Here is a 19,707-nt window from a genome sequence, read left to right on the forward strand (position 1 = left end):
GGTGCCTCAATCCCCCTGCGCCGAGGGGCCACCGAAAGCCGCTTGTGAATGGAGCGCTGGGGCATCGCTCCGGCTGCTCGGCACTGCGCGTGCGTCGCGCTTCTCGCGCAGCATCAGCATCGCTGGGGTCACCACGAGTGTGAGCACCGTGGCGATCACCAGCCCGCCCGCGATGGCGCTCGACAGCTCGGTCCAGTACTGCGTCGAGGGGGCGCCGAAGACGATCTCGCGCGAGATGAAATTGATATTCATCCCAAGCACCATGGGCATCAGCCCCAGCGCCGTGGTGATGGAGGTCAGCACCACCGGGCGGAGGCGCTGTGCGCCTGTCCGCAGTGCCGCCTCCAGCGGTGAGAGCCCGTCCTTGCGCAGGTCGTTGTAGGCATCGATCAGCACGATGTTGTTGTTCACAACGATCCCCGCGAGCGCGATCACCCCGACGCCGCCCATGACGATGCCGAAGGGGCGGCCGGTGACGATCAGCCCCAGCAGCACCCCGCCGATCGAGAAGACGATGGCGCTCATCACGACCAGGGACTGGTAGAAGCTGTTGAACTGCACCACGAGGATCAGGAACATCAGCCCGATCGCGGCGAGGAAGGCGACGGCGAGGAAGGTCATGGATTCCTGCTGGTCCTCGGCCTCGCCGGCGAACTCGTAGGACGCGCTGTCGGGCAGATCAGCCTGATCGAGCTCGGTGCGAAGGGCCATCACCTGGTCGTTGACCAGCAGGCCCGGGGCGACATTGGCCTCGATGGTGGTGACGCGCTGTTCGTCGACCCGGCGGATCACGCCGACGCGCTCGACCGGCTCGAAGGTGACGAAGTTGGAGATCGGCACCAGCCCGGCCGAGGTCGGCACGCGCAGGTTCGTCAGCTCCGACAGCGAGCGGGAGTCGTTGGGAAAGCGCACCCGCACGTCGAGCTCGCCGTCGGCATCTGGCGGGCGGTAATCGGTGACGGTGATGCCTTGGGTGAGCAGCTGCACCGCCTGGCCCAGCAGGCTGACGTCTGCGCCGAAGCGCGCCGCTTCGGCGCGGTCGACGTTGATCGCCACCTCGACACCGGGCAGCGGGCGGGTGTCAGTGATATCGGTGAAGCCACCGACGCGCTCCATCGCCGCCAGCACGTCGTCCACCGCCGCGCTCTGCTGCGAGAAATCTCCAGCCGAGACGCGCAGGTTCACCGGTTTGCCGCTCGACGGGCCGCCGCTCTCGGTCTCGACCTGCACGTCGATGCCCGCGATATCGGCCATCTTTTCACGGATGTCCGCGCCGATCTCGTCGGCGGTCCGGCGCTCCTGCCAGTCCACCAGATCGAGCTGCAGGGTGCCGATCACGTCTTCTTCGCCGCCGCCGGCGCTCATGGTCGAGCGGGCGTAGACGCTCTCGATCCCCTCGGTGCCGACGAGACGATCCTCGACCTTGCGCACCAGATCGTCGCGTTCGTAGATCGACAGGTTGTCGCGGGCGCGGACCTGCAACTGCATGAACTCGGGCTCTACCGACGGGAAGAACGAGATGCCCCGCCCGAACTGACCGTAGAGCGCGAAGCCGCCGAGCAGCAGCGCCAGCGCCAGAACGACGGTCGTCCAAGGGCGCAGGATGGCGCGTTCGAGCAGCCGTACGTAGGCCCCGGTGAGCCCACCGATCTGGCGCGGGTCGCCGCGTTCGGCGGCGTGCAGCGCGGCCTTGGCCTGGGCTGTCTGCGGCTGGTTGCGGCCGATCATGCCGCCCAGCACGGGGATGAAGATCAGCGCCATGAAGAGCGAGGCGCCCAGCGTCAGGATCACGGTGATCGGCAGGTACTTCATGAACTGCCCGATCAGGCCGGTCCAGAACAGCAGCGGGAAGAACACCGACAGGGTGGTGGCGGTGGAGGCGATGATCGGCCACGCCATGCGCTTGGCGGCATGGGCATAGGCGGCCTTCGGGCTGTCGCCCTCCTGCAGGCGGCGGTCCGCCAGTTCGACGGTGACGATGGCGCCGTCGACCAGCATGCCCACCACGAGGATCAGCGCGAAGAGCACCACGATGTTCATGGTGAAACCCATCGCCCAGATAATCGCGACGCCAGCGAGGAAGGCACCGGGGATCGACAGGCCGACGAGGATCGCCGAGCGCAGCCCGAGCGCGAAGACGATGACGATCATCACCAGCATGACGGCGGCCATGACGTTGGCCTCCAGATCCGACAGCAGCGTCTTCACCTGCTCCGACTGGTCCTGCAGGTAGGTGACGCGCAGGCTGCCCGGCCAGTCGCCGCTCATCTCGTCGATGACCCGCTTGGTGGCCGCGACGGTGTCGATGATATTGGCGCCCGAGCGTTTGGTGACCTCCAGCGCCAGCGAGGGCTGGCCGTCGATGCGGGCGTAGCCGGTGGGGTCTTCGAAGGTGCGGCGCACGGTTGCCACGTCGCCGAAGGTGACGACGGTGGTGCCGTCGACCTTCACCGGCATGGCCATCACGTCCTCGAGGTCTTCGATCAGGCCGGGCACCTTCAACACGATGCGCCCGCCGCCGGTCTCGATGGCGCCCGCGGCGATCAGCTGGTTGTTGCGCTGCAGCTGGCTGGTCAGCGTCTCAAAGCTGAGGTTGTAGGTCTGGAAGACGGTCGGGTCGATCAGCACCTCGAGGAATTCCTCGCGCGCGCCGCCGATGTCCACTTCCAGCACACCGGGCAGCGCTTCGAGCTTGTCCTGCACCGCCTCGGCGACGTCATTCAAGGTTCGCTCGGGCAGGGGGCCGGACAGTAAGGCAGTGATGATCGGGAAGAGCGCGGTGTTGATCTCGGTGACGTTGAGCGTGGTGGCGTCTTCGGGCAGGTCGCTCTGCACGGTGTCGGCGGCCTCGCGCACCTTGTCGAGCGCCTCGTCGATGTCGCCGCCGGCGGCAAACTCGAGCTGCACGCTGGCAAATCCCTCGGTGGCCTCGGCGGACATCTTTTCGAGCCCCTCGATGGCGCCGAACTCCGCTTCCATCGGCTCGATCAGCAGGCGCTCGGCGTCGGACGGGCTGATGCCATCGAGCGTGGTGCTGACATAGACCAGCGGCAGCGGAACCTCGGGGTTCGCCTCCTTGGGGATCGAGACATAGGCGACAGCGCCGAAGGTCAGGATCATCCCCAGCAGGATCATCATCGCCCGGCCACGGGAAAAGGCGGCGTCGATCAGGCTGTTCACGGCTTGTCCTCCGCCAGCTCGAGCGGCATGCCTGTACTGGCGTCAGAGACCTGTTCGGCCTGCTCCTGCGGCTCGGCGCGAACCGCTTCGCCGTCGCGCACGAAGCCCTGGCCCACGGTGATGATCGTGACATCGTCGTCCAGTCCGGTGACCCAGACGCTGTCGATTTCGGTCTTCACGACCTGGATCGGGTGGAAGGTAACGTGACCATCCTCGACGGTCTTCAGCCCGATCTGGCCGGCCTCGTCGAGCGAGATGATCGAGGGGGCCACGCGATGCGCCGTGGCCTCGCCGGTGGGAATCGTGACCTGGGCGGATACGCCCGCGGGCACCTCTCCATCCGGGTTGGCGACCTCGATCTCGGTCAGGAAGGTGCGGGTTTCGGAGGCCGCGGCGGCCCCGACGAAGCTGACCCGGCCCTCGCGGGTCTGGCCGGTGATGAAGCTCACCCGGGCGGTCTGGCCTTCGCTGATCCGGCTGAGCGCCTGTTGCGGCACCTGGATCGCGACGGTCAGCGGGTCATTGTCGACAACCCGCGCAATCGTGGCCCCGGCCTGCACGTATTCGCCCTCGCTTGCGGGCAGCCCCTCGATGCGCCCGGCAAAGGGTGCTTCGACGACGAGGTTGTTGATCGCCTCCTCGGCGCTGGCCACATCCGCCTCGGCGGCGGCGAGCGTTGCGCGGGCCTCGGACAGCCGGTCGTTGGTGGCGACGCCGCGCTCGAAGAGCTGAGCCGCGTTGTCGAACTCCCGCTGGGCATTGGCGCGCTGCTCTTCGGCCTGGGTGAGCGCGGCTTCGGCGCGGGCGGAGTTGAGCCGTGCCAGCACGTCGCCCCGTTCCACCCGGTCGCCCTTGGCAAAGGGCATCTCGACCACCGTGCCGGCGGTCTCGGCGATGACGTCCGTGTCGCGGTCGGGCAGCGCCTGACCTTCGGCCCTGTAGCTCAGGGTGACCGGCTCCGCCTCGGACTGCATGACCATGACCGACGGCGGCAGAGGATCATCCGCGGCAGCGTCCTGCGCAGGCTCGGCGCCGGGGAAGAGGAAGCCGCTGCCCATCCAGGCGATGATGATGGCCACCAGCGAGAGCGCGATCCAGAACGGCCGCGACGAGCCGCGGTCGGTCTCGAACTGCAGGCTCGCGGGCGGTGCCGCGGGGGCGGGTTGGTCGGTCATGTGCTGCTACTTTCGCTCATGAGGGCGTGATCGAACGGACGTCTTCGCGGCTTTACATACCGACGGTCGGTCGGTAATCAAGCCCACAGATGACGGAGAACGTAATCGTGAATATCAAACGTTCCAGAATGTCCGCCGAAGACCGCCGGACCGCGATCCTCGACGTCGCCACCGAGCTTCTCTCGACCCACCCATGGGAGGAGGTCACCGTGGCGCTGTTGCTCGAGGCGGCGGGGATTTCCAAGGGCGGCTTCTACCATCACTTCACCTCCAAGGACGACGTTCTCGAGGCGGTCCTCCTGCGGCTCACCGATGCCAGCACCGCCGCGGGGCAGGACGTCTACGAGCGCAGCGAGGGCGGAGCCGTGGCGCGGTTCACCGCCTACCTCGAGGGTACGACGCGCTGGGAATTGCGCCATTCGGACAAGATCATGGGCGTCATCCGCATCGCGATGATGGAAGGCAACGAGGCCATTTTCCTCAAGCTCGAGCAGGAGGCGCGCCGACGCGCGACGCCCGTGATGCGCACATTGGTTGCCGAGGGGGTCCGGGAGGGGGCTTTCGACGTGGTGGACATCGACATGACCGTCGATCTTCTGCAGCACGCCTGGCGCATGCGCTGGGTTGTCCTCGCGCATGCGCGCGAGCGCAGCGCTGCCGGCGACCTGTTTGGAGGCGAGACCATGCTGCAAGAGCGCCTGCACCTGGAGGAGCGGATGACCAACCGGCTGCTCGGATGCACGGGTGCACAGGTGCGGATGCCGCGGGCCGGGGAGTTCATGGATTTCCTCCGGCCGGTCTAGGGCCGTCGGTGGCCGATCGTCTCTGACGCCGGGCAGAACACGCCGTCCAATCTGGCTTGGACGCGCGGACCGCGGCGGCCGCAAGCGAACCAGCGGAGCCACACATTCTAGGAGCTGTCCCGCGCCCGCGATCCGTTCGCAGGGCGACTTGCCGACCCGGCCCGCTTGAAGGCCGGAGGCCCGAAGCGAGATGCGCCACTTCTCGGTGCGTCACCTTGGCGTAAGCGGTGCCGAGCATTCGCGGGAAAGACGATCGTTCAGCGCCGGGCCGGGTACAGGCGCTTGTTGGTTTCCTCGGCGTAGCGGCGCAGGCAGTAGTGTTCGTTCACGATCCCAAGCACCTGCCGCTCGGAATCGAGCACGGCCAACGTGTCCGCCTCGTTCTTGGCAAATGCGCCGATCGCGTCCTGAACGGTTTGCTCGGGCCGCAGCCATGCGCTCCTGAGCCGGGCGATGCTCGACAGGGGGGCCTTGGGATCCTGCCCGTCCCAGTGCAGGTCGGTCATCAGGCACAGCCCGGCGTAGCGATCGCTCTCGTCGAGCAAGGGGACGGCCTTCGTCGCCCCGAGCGGAAAGCGGCGACGTGCCTCGGCGATGGTGGCGGTGTTCGACAGTGTATGGCCGGACCGCCGCATCATGCGTCCGACGGTGAGATCGCGCATCCAGCCGACATCGGCGGCCGAGCGGATGGTTTCGCCGCGCAGGTGGAAACGCCACGTGGAAAAGCTGAAGCCGAAGAACTGCCGCACGATGGAGGTCGAGAGCAGGGCGGAAACCAGCACCGCCAGCGCCAATGGCAGGCTCTGGGTCATTTCCAGCGCGAGGAAGCTCATGGTCAGCGGTGCGCCGATCACCGCCGTGGCGAGGGCGCACATGCCGACCACCGCAAGCACCTCGACCGGCGGCTGCAGGCCGAACCCAAGCATCCAAAGCAGTGCAAGAACCTTGCCGAGGATCGCGCCAAGCAGCAGCGATGCAAAGAACAGCCCGCCCCGAAAGCCCGCACCCAGCGAGATGATCGACGCCATCATCTTGAGCAAGAACAGCAGGATCAGCGGCCAGAGCGGCAGATCGCTGCCCATCACCAGCGTCATGGCGCCGTGGCCCGACGACAGCACCTGCGGGCTGACGAGCGCGAGAGCGCCGACGCAGATGCCGCCAAGGATCGGCTGGCTCCATCCGGGAATATGGCTCTTGCTCAGCAGCCGCTCCATCAGCGCCACCGAGCGCATGACGAAGATCCCGACAAGTGCGGCAGCGACTGCCAGCAGGGCGATCAGCAGATAGGACCGGGCGGGAATGTCACCCGCGAAGACGAGGCTCGTGCCATGCGTATCCGACAGCAGCCGCGCCACCACGGTGGCGGCGATAGAGGCGGAGAGCACCGGCAGAAGGGCCGCGACGGAATAGGCGGCGAGCACCAGTTCGAAGGCATAGAAGGCGCCCGTAAGCGGCGCGTCGAAGGCCGCGGCGATGGCCCCCCCTGCACCAGCGGCAACCAGCTGTCGCAGGTCCTCGCGGCGCAACCGCAGCTTCTGTCCGCTCCACGACGCGAGCGCCGAAGCGGCCTGCGTGTAGGCGGCCTCCATGCCCACCGAGGCGCCGAAGCCGCTCGAGGCGATGGTCTGCAGGGTGATGTAGATGCTGCCGGGCACCGGGATCTTGCCGCCGCCGACGGCATTGGCCTCGATCGGGTCGGCCACGCGGCGGAACCAGCGACGTCCGACGAGATAGGACAGGCCGACGAGAACGCCGCCCAGCACCGGCCCGGCGAAGGCGCGCAGCGGGTCAAGACGAGGCGCGCCGCTGACCGGATCGGCGTAGCCGAAGACCAGCAGACCCAGCAGGTGGATCACTTCCTGCATGCCGATCACCGCGGCGCCCGCGAGCACACCGATCAGCGCCGCCACCAGCGTGTAGGCGATCTCGTTGCGGCGGATCAGCGTCCGGAGGCGGAACGGGGCGCGCAAGCGGCGCAGCACCCTGCGGCTGCGGGCTTTCGGCGGCGTACTTCTTTCCGCAAGGCCACCGGCCGGACCGGCAGCGGAGGGGCCGGCATGCGTTCCGGTCCCGATGACCTTGTCCGCGGGGACGGCCTCGGGGGAAGTGAATGCGGTTTCGCGGCGGCTCATCTCCGGGTCCTTCGGGGTGTGGATTCGCGTGCTTCTGGCTGCGGCCGCTGAAACAGCGCATCCGGTCGCGGGTCCAGATTTCGCGAGGGACTTTGTATACTCGTTCACGAGATTTTTACCTCAATCTGATCGCGCGTTCGGGCGAGTGCGAAACAGTGTGGCGGATCCATTGTCGTCGGACGTGCCGGAAAGGGATGTCGGGGTGCCGGCGAAAAGTCTCGCCACTTCATGTGCGTATTCAGGTCCATGATGCGGGCGGGAGGAGCAGCGTCACCCGTTGGTGCGGATATCGCCCGCGCAGCGAAAGCCGAGGTGGCTCGAGGTCGCCTGTGCGGCGTTCGCGGTTCTGGCGGATACCCGGTACCGGTTGCAGTAGGAGGCGTGGCACAGGTACGAGCCGCCGCGCATCGCCTTCATCGCCGGCGTGTCGGGAGTCCAGTCGGAGGCCGTCCACTCCCAGCAGTTTCCGGACATGTTGTAGAGGCCGAAGCCATTGGGCGCGAAGCTGCGGGCGGGTGCGGTGGCGAGATAGCCGTCCGCGGCGGTGTTCTGCATCGGGAAGCGGCCCTGCCAGATATTGCACATATGCGCGCCGCCGGGCGTCAGCGCATCGCCCCATGGGTAGGTGGCCCGTCGCAAACCCCCGCGCGCGGCCACCTCCCATTCCTCCTCGGTCGGCAGGCGCTTCCCGGCGAAGGCGCAGAACGCCAGGGCGTCGTTCCACGACACGTGCACGACCGGGTGATCCATGCGGCCCCGCAGGGAGGAGGTGCCCCCGTCGGGCCGATGCCAGCAGGCTCCGCGCGCGGCGCACCACCATTCGGGCGCGATCAGATCGTCGACATCGGCGAGGGCGCCGTCCGGATGAAGCTGCGCGGCAAAGACAAAGGACCAGCCGGCGCGTTCGGCCTCGGTGCGGTAGCCGGTGGCGCGGACGAAGGCGGCGAACTGCGCGTTGGTCACTGCGGTGCGATCAATGAGGAAGTCCGGCAGGTCGACAGGCCGCACCGGGCGCTCTCCATCGCCGGGAATCGCTTCGGGGCCGTCATCACCAATGAGCCATGTGCCGCTTGGGATGGGCGCCATTTCCGGGTGCTCCGTCGGATCCAAAGTGGCAATCGGAGCTGCAAGGGGGCGCTCATGCGGGCCCGCTTGCTCAATTTTTGGGCTGCAACACGTCAAGGCATGCCCCTCTTTTTCGAAAAGCGGAAAATTCTTCGGCGCGGACTTTGACAGCAACGCTGCGTCACGACAAGAGGTAGGACGTCCTACCTCCGGAGTGCGCATGCAGGAAACCTCAACAGATCGCGTGATCAACTTCATCAGGTCCGAAGGCATGACGCCGGGCGACCGCCTGCCGGCGGAGATCGCCATGGCGCAGCTGCTCGGCCTCAGCCGCAATTCGGTGCGCGAGGCCTATTCCGAGCTGCTTGCGCGCGGCATGCTGACCCGCCGGCACGGCATCGGGACCTTCGTCGCCGAGCCGCCGATCATGAATTCCATGGGCAACAACGTCGGCTTCTGGAAGCTGATCGAGCAGTCGAAGATGACCCCCTCGGTCCGCGAGCTGAGCCGGGGCAAGGCGGAGCTGCCTGACGCGATCGCCTCGCTCATGGGGCTCGAGCCCGGCCTCACGGTGGACTCGCTGCGCTGGCTCTTCCTCGCCAATGGCGAGCCCTGCGTGCTGATCGACCATTTCCTCGCGCCGCACGCATCGCTCGAAGCGATCAATCCCGACGTGACGCCCAATGTCATGCACGCGCTGCGCGATCAGATTGTCGTGGAAGGCGCGACGCTGACCACGCAATCCTCTGCCTGCAATGCCACGCTGGCCATCGCGGGGCTGCTGAACGTGCCGGAAGGCGAGGCGCTGCTGACCGGCATGGCCGCCGTCAAGTCTGGCAACGGGGCGGTGATCCTTGCCTCCCGGTCGTGGCACAACCCCAAGCTCATCAACAACCGCACCACCACGCAACTCTCCGCGATGCACTTCCTGCACGCGGCCAACAACGCTTCCCAGGAGAACTCATGACCAAATCCGTTCGCATGTTCGGCGGCCTGCTGGCCGCCTGCGGGTTCCTCGCCGCACAGCCGGCCCTTGCCGAAACCGCGGTCCGCTTCGGGGTCGACGCCTATACCACCGGCTCGCAAATCTGGGTCGCGGAGGACAAGGGCTACTTTGACGAAGAGGGCATCGACGCTCAGATCACCACCTTCGCCACCGGCGTCGAGGCGATCGACGCGCTGCTGGTCGGTCGCGCCGACATGTCCGTGGGGCTCGACTTCCCGATGGTGTCGCGCATCCAGGGCGGCAAGCTGAAGGTGCTGGCGGGGATCTTCCACTCGACGCCGGGCTTCCACAAGCTGGTCGTGTCGAACGACATTCAGGAGCCGTCCGACCTGAAGGGCAAGAAGATCGGCATCGCCACCGGCACCGCCGAGCACCTGATCACCATCAAGTATCTCGAGGAGAACGGCGTCAGCCCCGACGACGTCGAGATCGTCGGCTTCACCAGCCTGATGGAAATCGTCGCCTCGCTGCGCTCGGGCCGCATCGACGCCTCCTTCGTCTGGGCCGACGGCACCGAGAAATCGACCAGCGACGGCGAGCACTACGTTCTGACCGACGACAGCGCCGCGAAGCTCAAGGGCAGCGCCTACATCGCCGCGGCCTCGGGCTTTGCCGAGGAGAAGCCCGAGGCGGTGGTTTCGGTGCTGCGCGCGCTCGACAAGGCCAGCAGCTTCATCGAGGCCAACCGCGACGAGGCGGCGGACATCATCGCAAGCCACACGCGCGCGCCGCGTGATACCGTGCGCAACCTGCTCGAGTACAATGCCTTCAGCCTCGCGCTCGGCGACTACGAGAAGGCCGGCTTCGACGCCGTGTCCGAGTTCGTCTCGCGCAGCCAGTCGACGGAGGTCACCTTCGCGACCGGTGTCGACGCCTCGTTCCTGACCGAAGCGGTTCCGAGCGCGGTCACCCTCGCCGAATGAGCGACCCGAAGACCAAGGATACCACGATGACTGCGACCACGGCCGCAATCTCCTTCGACCGGGTGGGCATGGCCTATCCCGGTCAGAAGGCCGGCAGCGAGCTCATCCTCGCCGATCTCAGCCTGAGCATCGCCGAGGGGGAGTTCTTCATCCTCGTCGGGCCTTCGGGCTCGGGCAAGTCGACGCTTCTGAAGATCGTCGCCGGCACCCAGAAACAGACCGAGGGCGAGGTGCTCGCCTTCGGAGAAAAGATCAACGGCCCCGACCGGCGGCACGGCATGGTGTTCCAATCCGTCGAAGAGCCGCTCTTCGAGTGGCTGACCGTGGCCGGCAACGTCGGCTTCGGACCGGAGGTGGCGGGCAAGTCGCGCAAGGTTTGCCGGGAAATCGCGCAGAGATACATCGACCTCGTTGGCCTGCGCGGCCATGAAAAGAAGTTCCCGCACGAGCTGTCGGGCGGCATGAAGCAGCGGGTGCAGATCGCCCGGACACTGGCAGCCGAGCCCGAGCTGATCCTCTTCGACGAGCCCTTCGCGGCGCTCGACGCGCTGACCCGTCGCGTGCTGCAGCAGGAGCTGATCCGCATCTGGCAGGAAACCGGCCGCACCATGGTCTACGTGACCCACGACATCCGCGAAGCGGTGATCCTCGGCCAGCGCGTCGCCGTCATGAGCCGCGGCCCGCGCGCCAACATCACCCGCATCTACGACATCGACCTGCCCTATCCGCGGGACGATCTGGATGCCGAATTCGCCCGCTCGGTGCGCGAGATCGAGGCCGACATCGAGAAGGAGGCATCCTCGCAATGGCAAGCGCAATGAACAAGGCCACGGCTCGCAAAGACATGGCCTGGTCCGCCGCCTCGGTGGCCGCTGTGGTGCTGCTGTGGCAGGCGGTGTCTACGTGGTTCGTCGACCCGATGTTCCTGCCCACCCCGGTCGCCGTGCTTCAGGGCGCCTGGCAGTTGCTGCTCGACGGCACACTGCTGAGCTCCATCGCGGTGTCGATGATGCGGATCCTGTCGGGCTGGATTTTGGGCAGCGCCATCGCCATCCCGATCGGTCTCGCGGTCGGTGTGTCGCGCACTGCGCGCGCCCTGATCGACCCGTTTATCCACTTCTTCCGCTTCGTTCCGGCGATCGCGCTCGTCACGCTGTTCATCGTGTGGTTCGGCGTCGGCGAAGTCAGCAAGATCATCCTGATCGCCTATGCCACGGCCTTCATCGTGACGGTGAACACCGCCAGCGGCGTGTCGGGCATCTCTCAGGACAAGCTCGATGCGGCACGCTGCCTCGGCGCGAAACCGCTTCAGGTCTTCCGGCGCGTGACGATCCCGGCGAGCCTGCCGTCGATCTACGTCGGCATGCGGCTGGCGCTGGCCTCGTCGTTCCTGGTCATCGCGGCGGCAGAGATGCTCGCGGCGGACTCGGGGCTTGGCTACATCATCTGGACCGCGCGCCTCTACTTCCAGGTCGATTGGATGTTCGCCGCGATCATCGTGCTCGGCCTGCTGGGCTTCATCACGGACCGCCTGTGGCGGTGGGCTGGCCGCAGCCTGTTCCAGCGCTTCCTGCGCGGCGTGACCGGCTACTGATCAAGACACTTCCGGTGCGGCACCCGAGCGGGCCGCGCCGCCTCTCTTTTCAAGGACATTTCCGATGACCCAAGACCCGCAGCCGCTCATCGGCCGGACCCACCATGAATCGAAGCGCGCCTATGCGCCGATCCCCACCGGACCCGCCGGCCAGCCCAATGTGATCTATGTGGTGCTCGATGATGTGGGCTACGCGGATCTGGGCTGCTTCGGCTCGTCGATCGACACGCGGAATTTCGGCAGCCTGGCCGACCGCGGCCTGCGCTACAGCAATTTCCACACCACGACGCTTTGCTCGCCGACGCGCGCCTGTTTGCTGACCGGGCGTAACCACCATTCGGTCGGCATGCGCTATCTGGCCAATGCCGACATGGGCTGGCCCTCGGGGCGCGGCGCAATCGACCATAAGGCCGGGACGCTGGCCGAGATGCTGCGGATGCAGGGCTATGCCACCTATGCGGTCGGCAAGTGGCACCTTGCGCCGACCGAGCAGGCCAACGCGGCGGGCCCCTTCGATCAGTGGCCGCTGGGGCGCGGCTTCGACCGCTTTTATGGCTTCATGAACGGCGGCACCGACCAGTATTACCCCGAGCTTTTCGAGGACAACCATTCGGCCACGCCCCCCGCCGGCCCCGAAGAGGGCTACCACCTGTCGGACGACCTTGCGGACAAAGCCGTGCGCTTCATGTCCGACAAGATGGCGATCTGGCCCGACAAGCCCTTCTTCCTCTACCTCTGCTACGGCGCGGGTCACTTCCCGCATCAGGCACCGAAGGAGGCGATGGAGCGCTACCGCGGCGCCTTTGCCCACGGTTGGGACGAGGAGCGCACCCGCAGGCTCGCCAAGCAGAAGGCGACCGGCCTCGTGCCCGAGGGCACCGACCTGCCGCCGGCAAACCCCGGCGTGCGCGCCTGGGAGGAACTGTCGGCAGAAGAGCGCGAGGTCGCCGAACGGATGCAGGAGGCCTATGCGGGCTTTCTCGATCACACCGACAAGAGCTTTGGCCGTGTCCTCGACTTCCTTGACCGCACCGGTCAGCGCGACAACACGATCATCGTGCTGATCTCTGACAATGGTGCCTCCATCGACTGCGATCCCGACGGCACCACCAACGTGCTGCGCTGGTTCAACAAGATCCCCGACGATTACGCGGTTTCGGCGCAGCAGCTGGAAGACATCGGCGGCCCGCGCAGTTTCGGCAACTATCCCTGGGGCTGGGCGCAGGCGTCCAACACGCCGCTCAAGCTTTACAAGAGCTTTACCCATGGCGGCGGCGTGCGCGATCCGATGATCGTGTCCTGGCCTGCGGGCATGGAGCAGCAGGGCGAGGTGCGCAGCCAGTTCACCCATGCGACCGACATCACCCCGACCGTTCTGGAGATCTGCGGCATGCAGGCGCCCGAGACGATCAAGGGCGTGCCGCAGATGCCGGTGCATGGCGAGAGCTTCGCCTATTCCTTCGATGCGCCTGATGCCGAGACACGCAAGACCACGCAGTATTTCGAGATGTATGGCCACCGCAGCATCTGGCATCAGGGCTGGAAGGCGGTCACCCGCCACGAGGCAGGCACGGATTTCGAAACCGAGGCTTGGGAGCTCTATCACCTCGACGAGGATTTCTCGGAAACCCGCGATCTGTCGGCGGAGATGCCCGCCAAGCTCACCGAACTGAAGGAACGCTGGTGGGCCGAGGCCGGGCGCTACGGCGTCATGCCGCTCGACGACAGCGACGTGCTGTTCCGTCCGCCCTATCGTCCGGGCGCGCCGCGCTGGCGCACCGCCTACAGTTTCTACCCGCCGATCTCGACCATTCCGCCCGAAGCGGCGCCGATGACGCAGGACTGCTCGCACCGGATCACCGTCACCGTCGAGCGGGACCGGCCCGACATGGAGGGCGCGCTGGTCTGTTTCGGCAACTGCCACGGCGGCTACGCGCTCGACATCTGCGACAACCGCTTGGTCTATGTCTACAACGCCGCTGGCACGCAGGTTGTGCGCCTGGTGTCCGACCGCGAGCTGCCCATGGGCCGCAGCGAGCTGTGCTTCGAGTTCGAGAAGACCGGCACGCTGGAAGGGCGGGGTCGCCTGCTGATCGACGGTGAGGAGGCCGGCGCCTGCCTGTTCCCCAAGACGTTGCTGCGGCTCTCGCTCTCGCCGCTGCGCTTCGGCTCGAGCCATCCCGAACCCGTCGATCCCGCGCAGCGCAAGCGCCCCGACTTCCAGGGCCGGCTGCTGCAGGTGGACTATGCGCTTGGTGATGACGGCGGTCTCAAGCCCGACACGCTGGATGTGGACTGACCGCCATGAAGATGATCATCGACACCGATCCCGGCATCGACGACGCCATGGCGATCCTCTACGCTGCGGCGCATCCCGGGATCGAGCTGCTGGGGCTGACCACGGTCTTTGGCAATGTCACCGCCCGGCAGGCCACGCGCAACGCGCTGCACCTCGTGGAAAGGGCAGGGCTCGACATCCCGGTGGCGCAGGGGGAGAACAAGCCTCTGGTCAACGGGCCGATCGAGCCCAGCCACCACGTACACGGACCAGAGGGGTTCGGCGAACTGACCTCCATCGACGCCCGTGGCACGAAAGAGGAGGAGGGCGCTGCCGCTTTCCTCGTGCGGATGGCGCGGCAGCACCGCGGCGAGCTGGTGCTCTGCCCGGTGGGGCCGATGACCAATATCGCCAAGGCGATGCTGCTCGACCCGGAGTTTGCCGGGAACCTCGCCGGGATCGTCTTCATGGGCGGCGCGCTGGACGTGCCGGGCAATGTGACGCCGCATGCCGAGGCCAATGCCTACCACGACCCGCATGCGCTCGACGTCGTGCTGCAGAGCGGCGCGGCGATCCGCATGGTTGGCCTCGACGTGACGAACCGGGTCCTGCTCGATGCGGGGGATTTCGAAGCGCTTGCGCGGATCAATCCCGCGCAGGGGCCGTTCCTGCAGGAGATAAGCGGGCTCTACCTCGAGTTCTACGCCGGGCGCGCGCAGGAGGGCTGCGGGCTGCATGATCCGCTGACCGTGATGGCCGCGGTGATGCCGGATCTGCTGGGCCTCACGCCGACGCCGGTCCGGGTGGTGCTCGAGGGGCCCGAGGGCGGCGCGACCCGGCGCACGACCGGCCGGGCCGAGATCGAGGTGGCGACGGCCTGCGATCCAGAGCTGGTCAAGGAGCTGTTCTTCGCGCCGTTCCGCGTTGCCGCGTCGGCGAAGGTCGGCGCGGTTGCGATCCCGTGACGGCCCATGCGCCGCCCGCGCTCCGAGGGGCCGGGCGGCGCGGCTTGACCGGCTCAGGCACCGCGCTCCGACTTGCACTTCGCTCACGGCTGCGCGATTATTCCTTTCGGAAAAGATAATTTATCGGAAACCTGATGTCTTATTCGGTCAAGGACGAGCGCGATTTCGTGGACGAGGCGATCTTGCTGTGGACGGAGGAAGTGCCGGAGCTTGATACCTCCGGCAAGCAGATTACCGGGCGCATCCTGCGGCTGGCGGAGTTCATCAACGAGCGGATGAACGGTGTCCTGCACGAGCATGGCATAAAATACGGAACCTACGCGATCCTCGCGACCCTGCGGGCAAGCGGGGCGCCCTACGCCATGACGCCGAAATCCCTGCAGGCGACGTTGGTCGTCTCGTCGGGCGGTCTTTCCAACCAGATCGCCCGGCTCGAAGGCAAGGGACTTGTGACGCGCGAGGTCGATCCATCGGATGGCCGGGGGGTTCTGGTGCGCCTCACCCGCGAGGGCTGCGCGCTCGCCGACAGGACCATGCCGCCACAAGCCAGTGCCGAACGGGATTTCGTACGCATGCTCTCCGCCGAGGAGCGGCAGCAACTGGAGGATCTTCTGCGCCGCGTGCTGCTGCTGAACTCGATCCACAGATAAGCGGATGAGCAGAACTTGGGCGATCTTCGCGCCGATTGCTTTTGGGTATCTTTATGAAAAGATAAAACTGGACAGACCAAGGGAATCTCCCCAAGCTCGAGGCAGATAATCGACAACAGGGATCAACATGAAACACCTTGCAGTTCTCGGCGCGTTGCTCGCGTCGGTCGCATCGCCGGCTCTTGCGGATGATGTCGTGGTCGGCACATTTGGCGGTTCCTTCGGCGAAGCCGTCGCGCAATGCCACATCGCACCCTTCGAGGATGCCTCGGGCGACACGGTGATCACCCAGGAAGGCAGCTCGTCGCAGTTCGCCTCGATGGTCCGCGCGACCGGCGGCAGCAGCGACTTCGACGTGATCTACATCGACAATTCCTTTGCCACCCAGCTTGGCTCGGAAAGCCTCGTCGAGTCGCTCGACCATGCCAAGCTGCCGAATGCGGCAAATTTCGACCCGCAGGTCTGGGGACCGGACGACAGCTTCGTGCAATTCATGTGGGCGGCCACTGCGCTGGCCTACAACCCCGAGCTGGTCGACACCCCGCCGACCAGTTGGAGCGCCGTCTTCGATCCCGCCTACAAGGGCAAGGTTGCGCTGCCGGACATCTCCGGCACCGCGGGCGTCCACTTCCTGCTTGCGGCGGCGCGGTTGAACGGTGGCGATATCGACAACCTCGATCCCGGCTTCGAGGCCATCGCCAAGATTGCCCCCGATGTGCAGGCCTACTACACCCAGGCCGACCAGCTGATCAGCATGTTCGAGCGCGGCGAGATCGCCATGGCCCCCTGGTACACCGACCGTGCCGCCTCGGCCGCGGCCGGCGGCGTGCCGGTCAAGATCGCCTATCCGACGGAGGGCGGCATTGGCATCAACGTCACGCTGATCATCCCCAAGGGCGCGGCCAACCCCGAGGGCGCTTACGGCTTCATCGACACGATCCTCTCGCCCGAGGCGCAATCCTGCCTCGCCGAGAAGATGTACGAGGGCCCGGTGAACCCCGAGACCAAGCTCGAAGGTGCCGCCGCCGAAGCCGTGCCGACCGAAGCCTACCCGACGCTCTACTTCCCCGACCCCGAAGTGGTGGCGGCGAACGTCGGTGACTGGCGCGCCCGCTGGCAGCGCGAGATCACCCGCTAATCTCCCTTCGGAAATTTTGACCATGCCCGCTGCCCGCGCCTTCTGCGCGGGCCGGGCCCCTGTGTGGCCCTGCCTCACACTCAGACGGAGACTCCAGTGTCGTCACTCACGATCAAGAACCTCAAGAAACGATACGACGACCTTACTGTCGTGAACTCGGTGTCCCTCGATGTCGCGCAGGGGGAATTCGTTTCGCTTCTCGGGCCGTCAGGCTGCGGCAAGACCACGATCCTGCGGATGATCGCGGGGCTGCTCGACCCCAGCGGCGGGCAGATCCTCTTCGGCGAGACCGACGTGACCCGGTTGCCCCCGAACCGCCGCAACATCGGCCTCGTCTTCCAGAGCTACGCGCTGTTCCCGCATCTGACCGTCTTCGAGAATGTCGCCTTCGGTCTGCGCCGACAGAAAGTGTCCGGCGCCGAACTCGACACCCGCGTCCGCGAGGCGCTCGAACGCGTCAGGCTCGGCCAGCATGGCGACCGCTACCCGCGCCAGCTTTCGGGCGGGCAGCAGCAGCGGGTGGCGCTGGCCCGGTCCATTGCGCCGCGCCCCTCGATCCTGCTGTTCGACGAACCGCTGTCGAACCTCGACGCGCAGCTGCGCGAAGAAATGCAGATCGAGATCAAGAGGTTGCAGGCCGACCTTCAGATCACCTCGCTCTTTGTCACCCACGATCAGCACGAGGCGATGACGCTGTCGGACCGCATCTGCCTGATGTCGGGCGGTGACATCCAGCAGTTCGCCTCGCCCGAGGAAGTCTACTTCCGTCCCGCCAACGGTTTCGTCTCCGGCTTCGTCGGCAGCCCGAACAAGCTGCAAGGCCGTGTCAGTGGCGGCAGGGTTGCCCTGGCCGAGGGCGTCATGCTCGACGCCGCGCCCTCGATGCTGGAGGGCGCGCCTCTGACCGTCACGCTGCGGCAGGAGGACATCCATCTCGTGCCCGGGGCGACCGGTGAGCTGTCGGGCACCATCAACCTGCGGATCTTCGAAGGCGCCAGCGTGCAATATGTCGTGTCGCTGGGGCAGGGGGTCGAGGTGCTGGCACGTGTCACCTCGCGCGGTCCCCTCGCCGATCTGGCGCCCGGAACGCAGGTGGCGCTCGAGATCGCGCCCGACCGCATCTTTCTGTCGCCCGCGGAGGTGTCGGCATGAATTCGTCCCGCTGGCTGGGCGCCGGGCTGGTTCTGCCCGCGACCGCGCTCCTTCTATTGCTCTTCCTCGCTCCGACGCTGCTCATGGGGCTGATGAGCCTGCGCAACTACACTGCCGGAACCGGCGTGGGCTCGGATTGGACCATTGCCAACTACCTGTCTGTGCTCACCGATGGCTTCTACATCGAGATCATGGCCCGCACGCTGTTTCTGGGGCTGGTGGTGACGCTGGCCACGCTGCTTCTGGGCTTTCCGTTGGCGCTGTTCATCCTGCGCTCGTCTCCGGCTGTGCAGACGCTGACCATCCTGCTGGTGATCTTCCCGCTGCTCTGCAACATCGTGGTGCGGTCCTTCGGCTGGATGGTGCTGCTCTCGCCCAACGGGGTGATCAACGAGACGCTGGCCTCGCTCGGCCTCATCGCCGAGCCGCTCGACCTGATGTACAACCTGACCGGCGTCGTCATCGGCCTCACGCAGATCTACCTGCCGTTCATGGTGCTGCTTCTGGTGCCGGCGCTGCAAAACATTCCCGCCGATGTCGAGGCGGCGGCGCTCGGGCTGCGCGCCTCGCGCCCGCGCACCTTCGCGACGATCATCGTGCCGCTGGCGCTGCCGGGCATCATCACCGGATCGATCCTTGTTTTCGTGCTGACGATCTCGGCGCTCGTCACCCCGCGCATGCTGGGCGGGCCGACCTACAAGGTCATGGCGACGCAGATCTACGACGAGTTCATGACCAACTTGAACTGGCCCGCAGGGGCGGCGCTCGCCTTCATCCTCACGGCCATCACGCTCGGATTGATCTGGGGGGCCAACCGCCTGGCGGCGCGCTACACGAAGGGGCTTCAGGCATGATCCCGCGCAAACCCACGTTGCTGCTCACGCTCTTCGCTCTCCTCGTCCTAGTCTTCATGAACGCGCCCACGGTGGTGGTCGTCCTCGCCTCTTTCACCAAGACCAGCTACCTGACCGTGCCGCCGCAGGGTTGGACGCTGGATTGGTTCTCGGAGGTGCTGACGGACCGCGGCTACCGCCGCGCGATCTCGACCAGTCTGACGCTGGCGGCGGGCGCCACGGCGCTGTCGATCCTGCTGGGCACCGCGGCGAGCTACGCGCTGCACCACCGGCTGGTGCGGGGCCGGGACGCGATCCTGTCGCTGGTCATGGCACCGCTGGTCTTCCCGGCCGTGGTGATCGGGGTCGCGCTGCTGCAGTACATCTCGATGCTCGGGTTCCGCGGGCAGTTCTGGATCCTGATGCTTGCGCACGTGCTGATCACGCTGCCCTACGTGGTGCGCTCGGCCATGTCGTCACTGACCGGGCTCAACCCGCAGCTCGAAGAGGCGGCGATGGTGCTCGGCTCGAACCGCTTCGAGGCGTTCCGGCTGGTCACCCTGCCGCTGCTGAAACCGGGGCTCGTCGCGGGGGGCATCTTCTCCTTCGTCACCTCGCTCGACAACGTGCCGGTGACCATCTTCCTGCTGACGCCGCGGCAGACCACGCTGCCGGTCAAGATCTTCGCCTCGGTCGAGCATGGCGTCGACCCCTCGATCGCTGCCGCCTCGACCCTGCTGGTCGCGGGCACCGCGATCGCTCTCATCCTGGCCCAGAAATGGGTCTCCTTCACCCGTTTCTTCTGAACTGGAC

General features: G+C 66.6%; 16 protein-coding genes. 12 read left to right on the forward strand and 4 right to left on the reverse strand.

Annotated elements, in window-relative coordinates; translation table 11 throughout:
• Positions 1–6: 6 nt before the first annotated feature.
• Complete coding sequence (locus tag LC039_RS25745; protein ID WP_226629569.1) at positions 7–3,180, reverse strand: efflux RND transporter permease subunit; 3,174 nt, start codon at positions 3,178–3,180, stop codon at positions 7–9.
• Positions 3,177–4,355, reverse strand: coding sequence for an efflux RND transporter periplasmic adaptor subunit (locus tag LC039_RS25750; protein WP_226629571.1), 1,179 nt, complete (start codon positions 4,353–4,355; stop codon positions 3,177–3,179). Before LC039_RS25750 ends, LC039_RS25745 begins: the two co-directional genes overlap by 4 nt.
• Before the next feature lie 128 nt (positions 4,356–4,483).
• Here LC039_RS25750 and LC039_RS25755 point away from each other — a divergent pair, with 128 nt between their 5' ends.
• Entirely contained in the window at positions 4,484–5,158 is a 675-nt protein-coding gene (locus LC039_RS25755; RefSeq protein WP_226629573.1) for a TetR/AcrR family transcriptional regulator, read from the forward strand.
• A 257-nt stretch (positions 5,159–5,415) separates the two neighbouring features.
• Here LC039_RS25755 and LC039_RS25760 read toward each other — a convergent pair whose 3' ends face one another.
• Complete coding sequence (locus LC039_RS25760) at positions 5,416–7,128, reverse strand: chloride channel protein (protein WP_226629575.1); 1,713 nt, start codon at positions 7,126–7,128, stop codon at positions 5,416–5,418.
• A gap of 432 nt (positions 7,129–7,560) precedes the next feature.
• Complete coding sequence (locus LC039_RS25765) at positions 7,561–8,376, reverse strand: formylglycine-generating enzyme family protein (RefSeq protein ID WP_264179681.1); 816 nt, start codon at positions 8,374–8,376, stop codon at positions 7,561–7,563.
• A 199-nt stretch (positions 8,377–8,575) separates the two neighbouring features.
• On the opposite strand from LC039_RS25765, the gene LC039_RS25770 reads away from it, so the two are divergent.
• The 11 genes from LC039_RS25770 to LC039_RS25820 all read left to right on the forward strand — a co-directional run bounded on the left by LC039_RS25770 (position 8,576) and on the right by LC039_RS25820 (position 19,700).
• The gene (locus tag LC039_RS25770; protein WP_226629577.1) at positions 8,576–9,322 is read left to right on the forward strand and encodes a GntR family transcriptional regulator; all 747 of its coding nucleotides are present in this window, start codon (positions 8,576–8,578) and stop codon (positions 9,320–9,322) included.
• The gene (locus tag LC039_RS25775) at positions 9,319–10,284 is read left to right on the forward strand and encodes an ABC transporter substrate-binding protein (protein ID WP_226629579.1); all 966 of its coding nucleotides are present in this window, start codon (positions 9,319–9,321) and stop codon (positions 10,282–10,284) included. The genes LC039_RS25770 and LC039_RS25775 overlap by 4 nt, the downstream gene beginning before the upstream one ends.
• 26 nt (positions 10,285–10,310) lie before the next feature.
• Positions 10,311–11,105 (forward strand): ABC transporter ATP-binding protein, encoded by a 795-nt coding sequence (locus LC039_RS25780; RefSeq protein WP_226629581.1) that lies wholly within the window; start codon positions 10,311–10,313, stop codon positions 11,103–11,105.
• 23 nt (positions 11,106–11,128) lie between these two features.
• Positions 11,129–11,878, forward strand: coding sequence for an ABC transporter permease (locus tag LC039_RS25785; RefSeq protein ID WP_226629583.1), 750 nt, complete (start codon positions 11,129–11,131; stop codon positions 11,876–11,878).
• Positions 11,879–11,942: 64 nt separating this feature from the next.
• A complete protein-coding gene (locus LC039_RS25790; RefSeq protein ID WP_226629585.1) occupies positions 11,943–14,177 on the forward strand; it encodes an arylsulfatase in 2,235 nt (744 codons plus the stop codon).
• Positions 14,178–14,182: 5 nt separating this feature from the next.
• On the forward strand, positions 14,183–15,121 hold the full coding sequence (locus LC039_RS25795) for a nucleoside hydrolase (RefSeq protein WP_226629587.1): 939 nt from the start codon (positions 14,183–14,185) through the stop codon (positions 15,119–15,121).
• Between the two features lie 134 nt (positions 15,122–15,255).
• The gene (locus LC039_RS25800; protein WP_226629589.1) at positions 15,256–15,771 is read left to right on the forward strand and encodes a MarR family winged helix-turn-helix transcriptional regulator; all 516 of its coding nucleotides are present in this window, start codon (positions 15,256–15,258) and stop codon (positions 15,769–15,771) included.
• 127 nt (positions 15,772–15,898) lie between these two features.
• Positions 15,899–16,909: an ABC transporter substrate-binding protein gene (locus tag LC039_RS25805; protein ID WP_226629591.1), complete on the forward strand. Its 1,011-nt coding sequence runs from the start codon at positions 15,899–15,901 to the stop codon at positions 16,907–16,909.
• 96 nt (positions 16,910–17,005) lie between these two features.
• On the forward strand, positions 17,006–18,061 hold the full coding sequence (locus tag LC039_RS25810) for an ABC transporter ATP-binding protein (protein ID WP_226629593.1): 1,056 nt from the start codon (positions 17,006–17,008) through the stop codon (positions 18,059–18,061).
• The gene (locus tag LC039_RS25815; protein WP_226629594.1) at positions 18,058–18,915 is read left to right on the forward strand and encodes an ABC transporter permease; all 858 of its coding nucleotides are present in this window, start codon (positions 18,058–18,060) and stop codon (positions 18,913–18,915) included. Before LC039_RS25810 ends, LC039_RS25815 begins: the two co-directional genes overlap by 4 nt.
• The gene (locus LC039_RS25820) at positions 18,912–19,700 is read left to right on the forward strand and encodes an ABC transporter permease (protein WP_226629596.1); all 789 of its coding nucleotides are present in this window, start codon (positions 18,912–18,914) and stop codon (positions 19,698–19,700) included. Before LC039_RS25815 ends, LC039_RS25820 begins: the two co-directional genes overlap by 4 nt.
• Positions 19,701–19,707: the final 7 nt, after the last annotated feature.

The sequence above is a fragment of the Alloyangia pacifica genome (assembly GCF_020524285.1).
In the GTDB taxonomy this organism is placed as follows: Bacteria; Pseudomonadota; Alphaproteobacteria; order Rhodobacterales; family Rhodobacteraceae; genus Salipiger; species Salipiger pacificus_B.

Coding starts and splice junctions, on each gene's coding strand:
- LC039_RS25820 (WP_226629596.1), top strand. CDS start 18,912: ATGATCCCGCGCAAACCCACGTTGCTGCTCACGCTCTTCGCTCTCCTC.
- LC039_RS25770 (WP_226629577.1), top strand. CDS start 8,576: ATGCAGGAAACCTCAACAGATCGCGTGATCAACTTCATCAGGTCCGAA.
- LC039_RS25815 (WP_226629594.1), top strand. CDS start 18,058: ATGAATTCGTCCCGCTGGCTGGGCGCCGGGCTGGTTCTGCCCGCGACC.
- LC039_RS25790 (WP_226629585.1), top strand. CDS start 11,943: ATGACCCAAGACCCGCAGCCGCTCATCGGCCGGACCCACCATGAATCG.
- LC039_RS25780 (WP_226629581.1), top strand. CDS start 10,311: ATGACTGCGACCACGGCCGCAATCTCCTTCGACCGGGTGGGCATGGCC.
- LC039_RS25800 (WP_226629589.1), top strand. CDS start 15,256: ATGTCTTATTCGGTCAAGGACGAGCGCGATTTCGTGGACGAGGCGATC.
- LC039_RS25765 (WP_264179681.1), bottom strand. CDS start 8,376: ATGGCGCCCATCCCAAGCGGCACATGGCTCATTGGTGATGACGGCCCC.
- LC039_RS25805 (WP_226629591.1), top strand. CDS start 15,899: ATGAAACACCTTGCAGTTCTCGGCGCGTTGCTCGCGTCGGTCGCATCG.
- LC039_RS25750 (WP_226629571.1), bottom strand. CDS start 4,355: ATGACCGACCAACCCGCCCCCGCGGCACCGCCCGCGAGCCTGCAGTTC.
- LC039_RS25785 (WP_226629583.1), top strand. CDS start 11,129: ATGGCCTGGTCCGCCGCCTCGGTGGCCGCTGTGGTGCTGCTGTGGCAG.
- LC039_RS25755 (WP_226629573.1), top strand. CDS start 4,484: ATGTCCGCCGAAGACCGCCGGACCGCGATCCTCGACGTCGCCACCGAG.
- LC039_RS25775 (WP_226629579.1), top strand. CDS start 9,319: ATGACCAAATCCGTTCGCATGTTCGGCGGCCTGCTGGCCGCCTGCGGG.
- LC039_RS25795 (WP_226629587.1), top strand. CDS start 14,183: ATGAAGATGATCATCGACACCGATCCCGGCATCGACGACGCCATGGCG.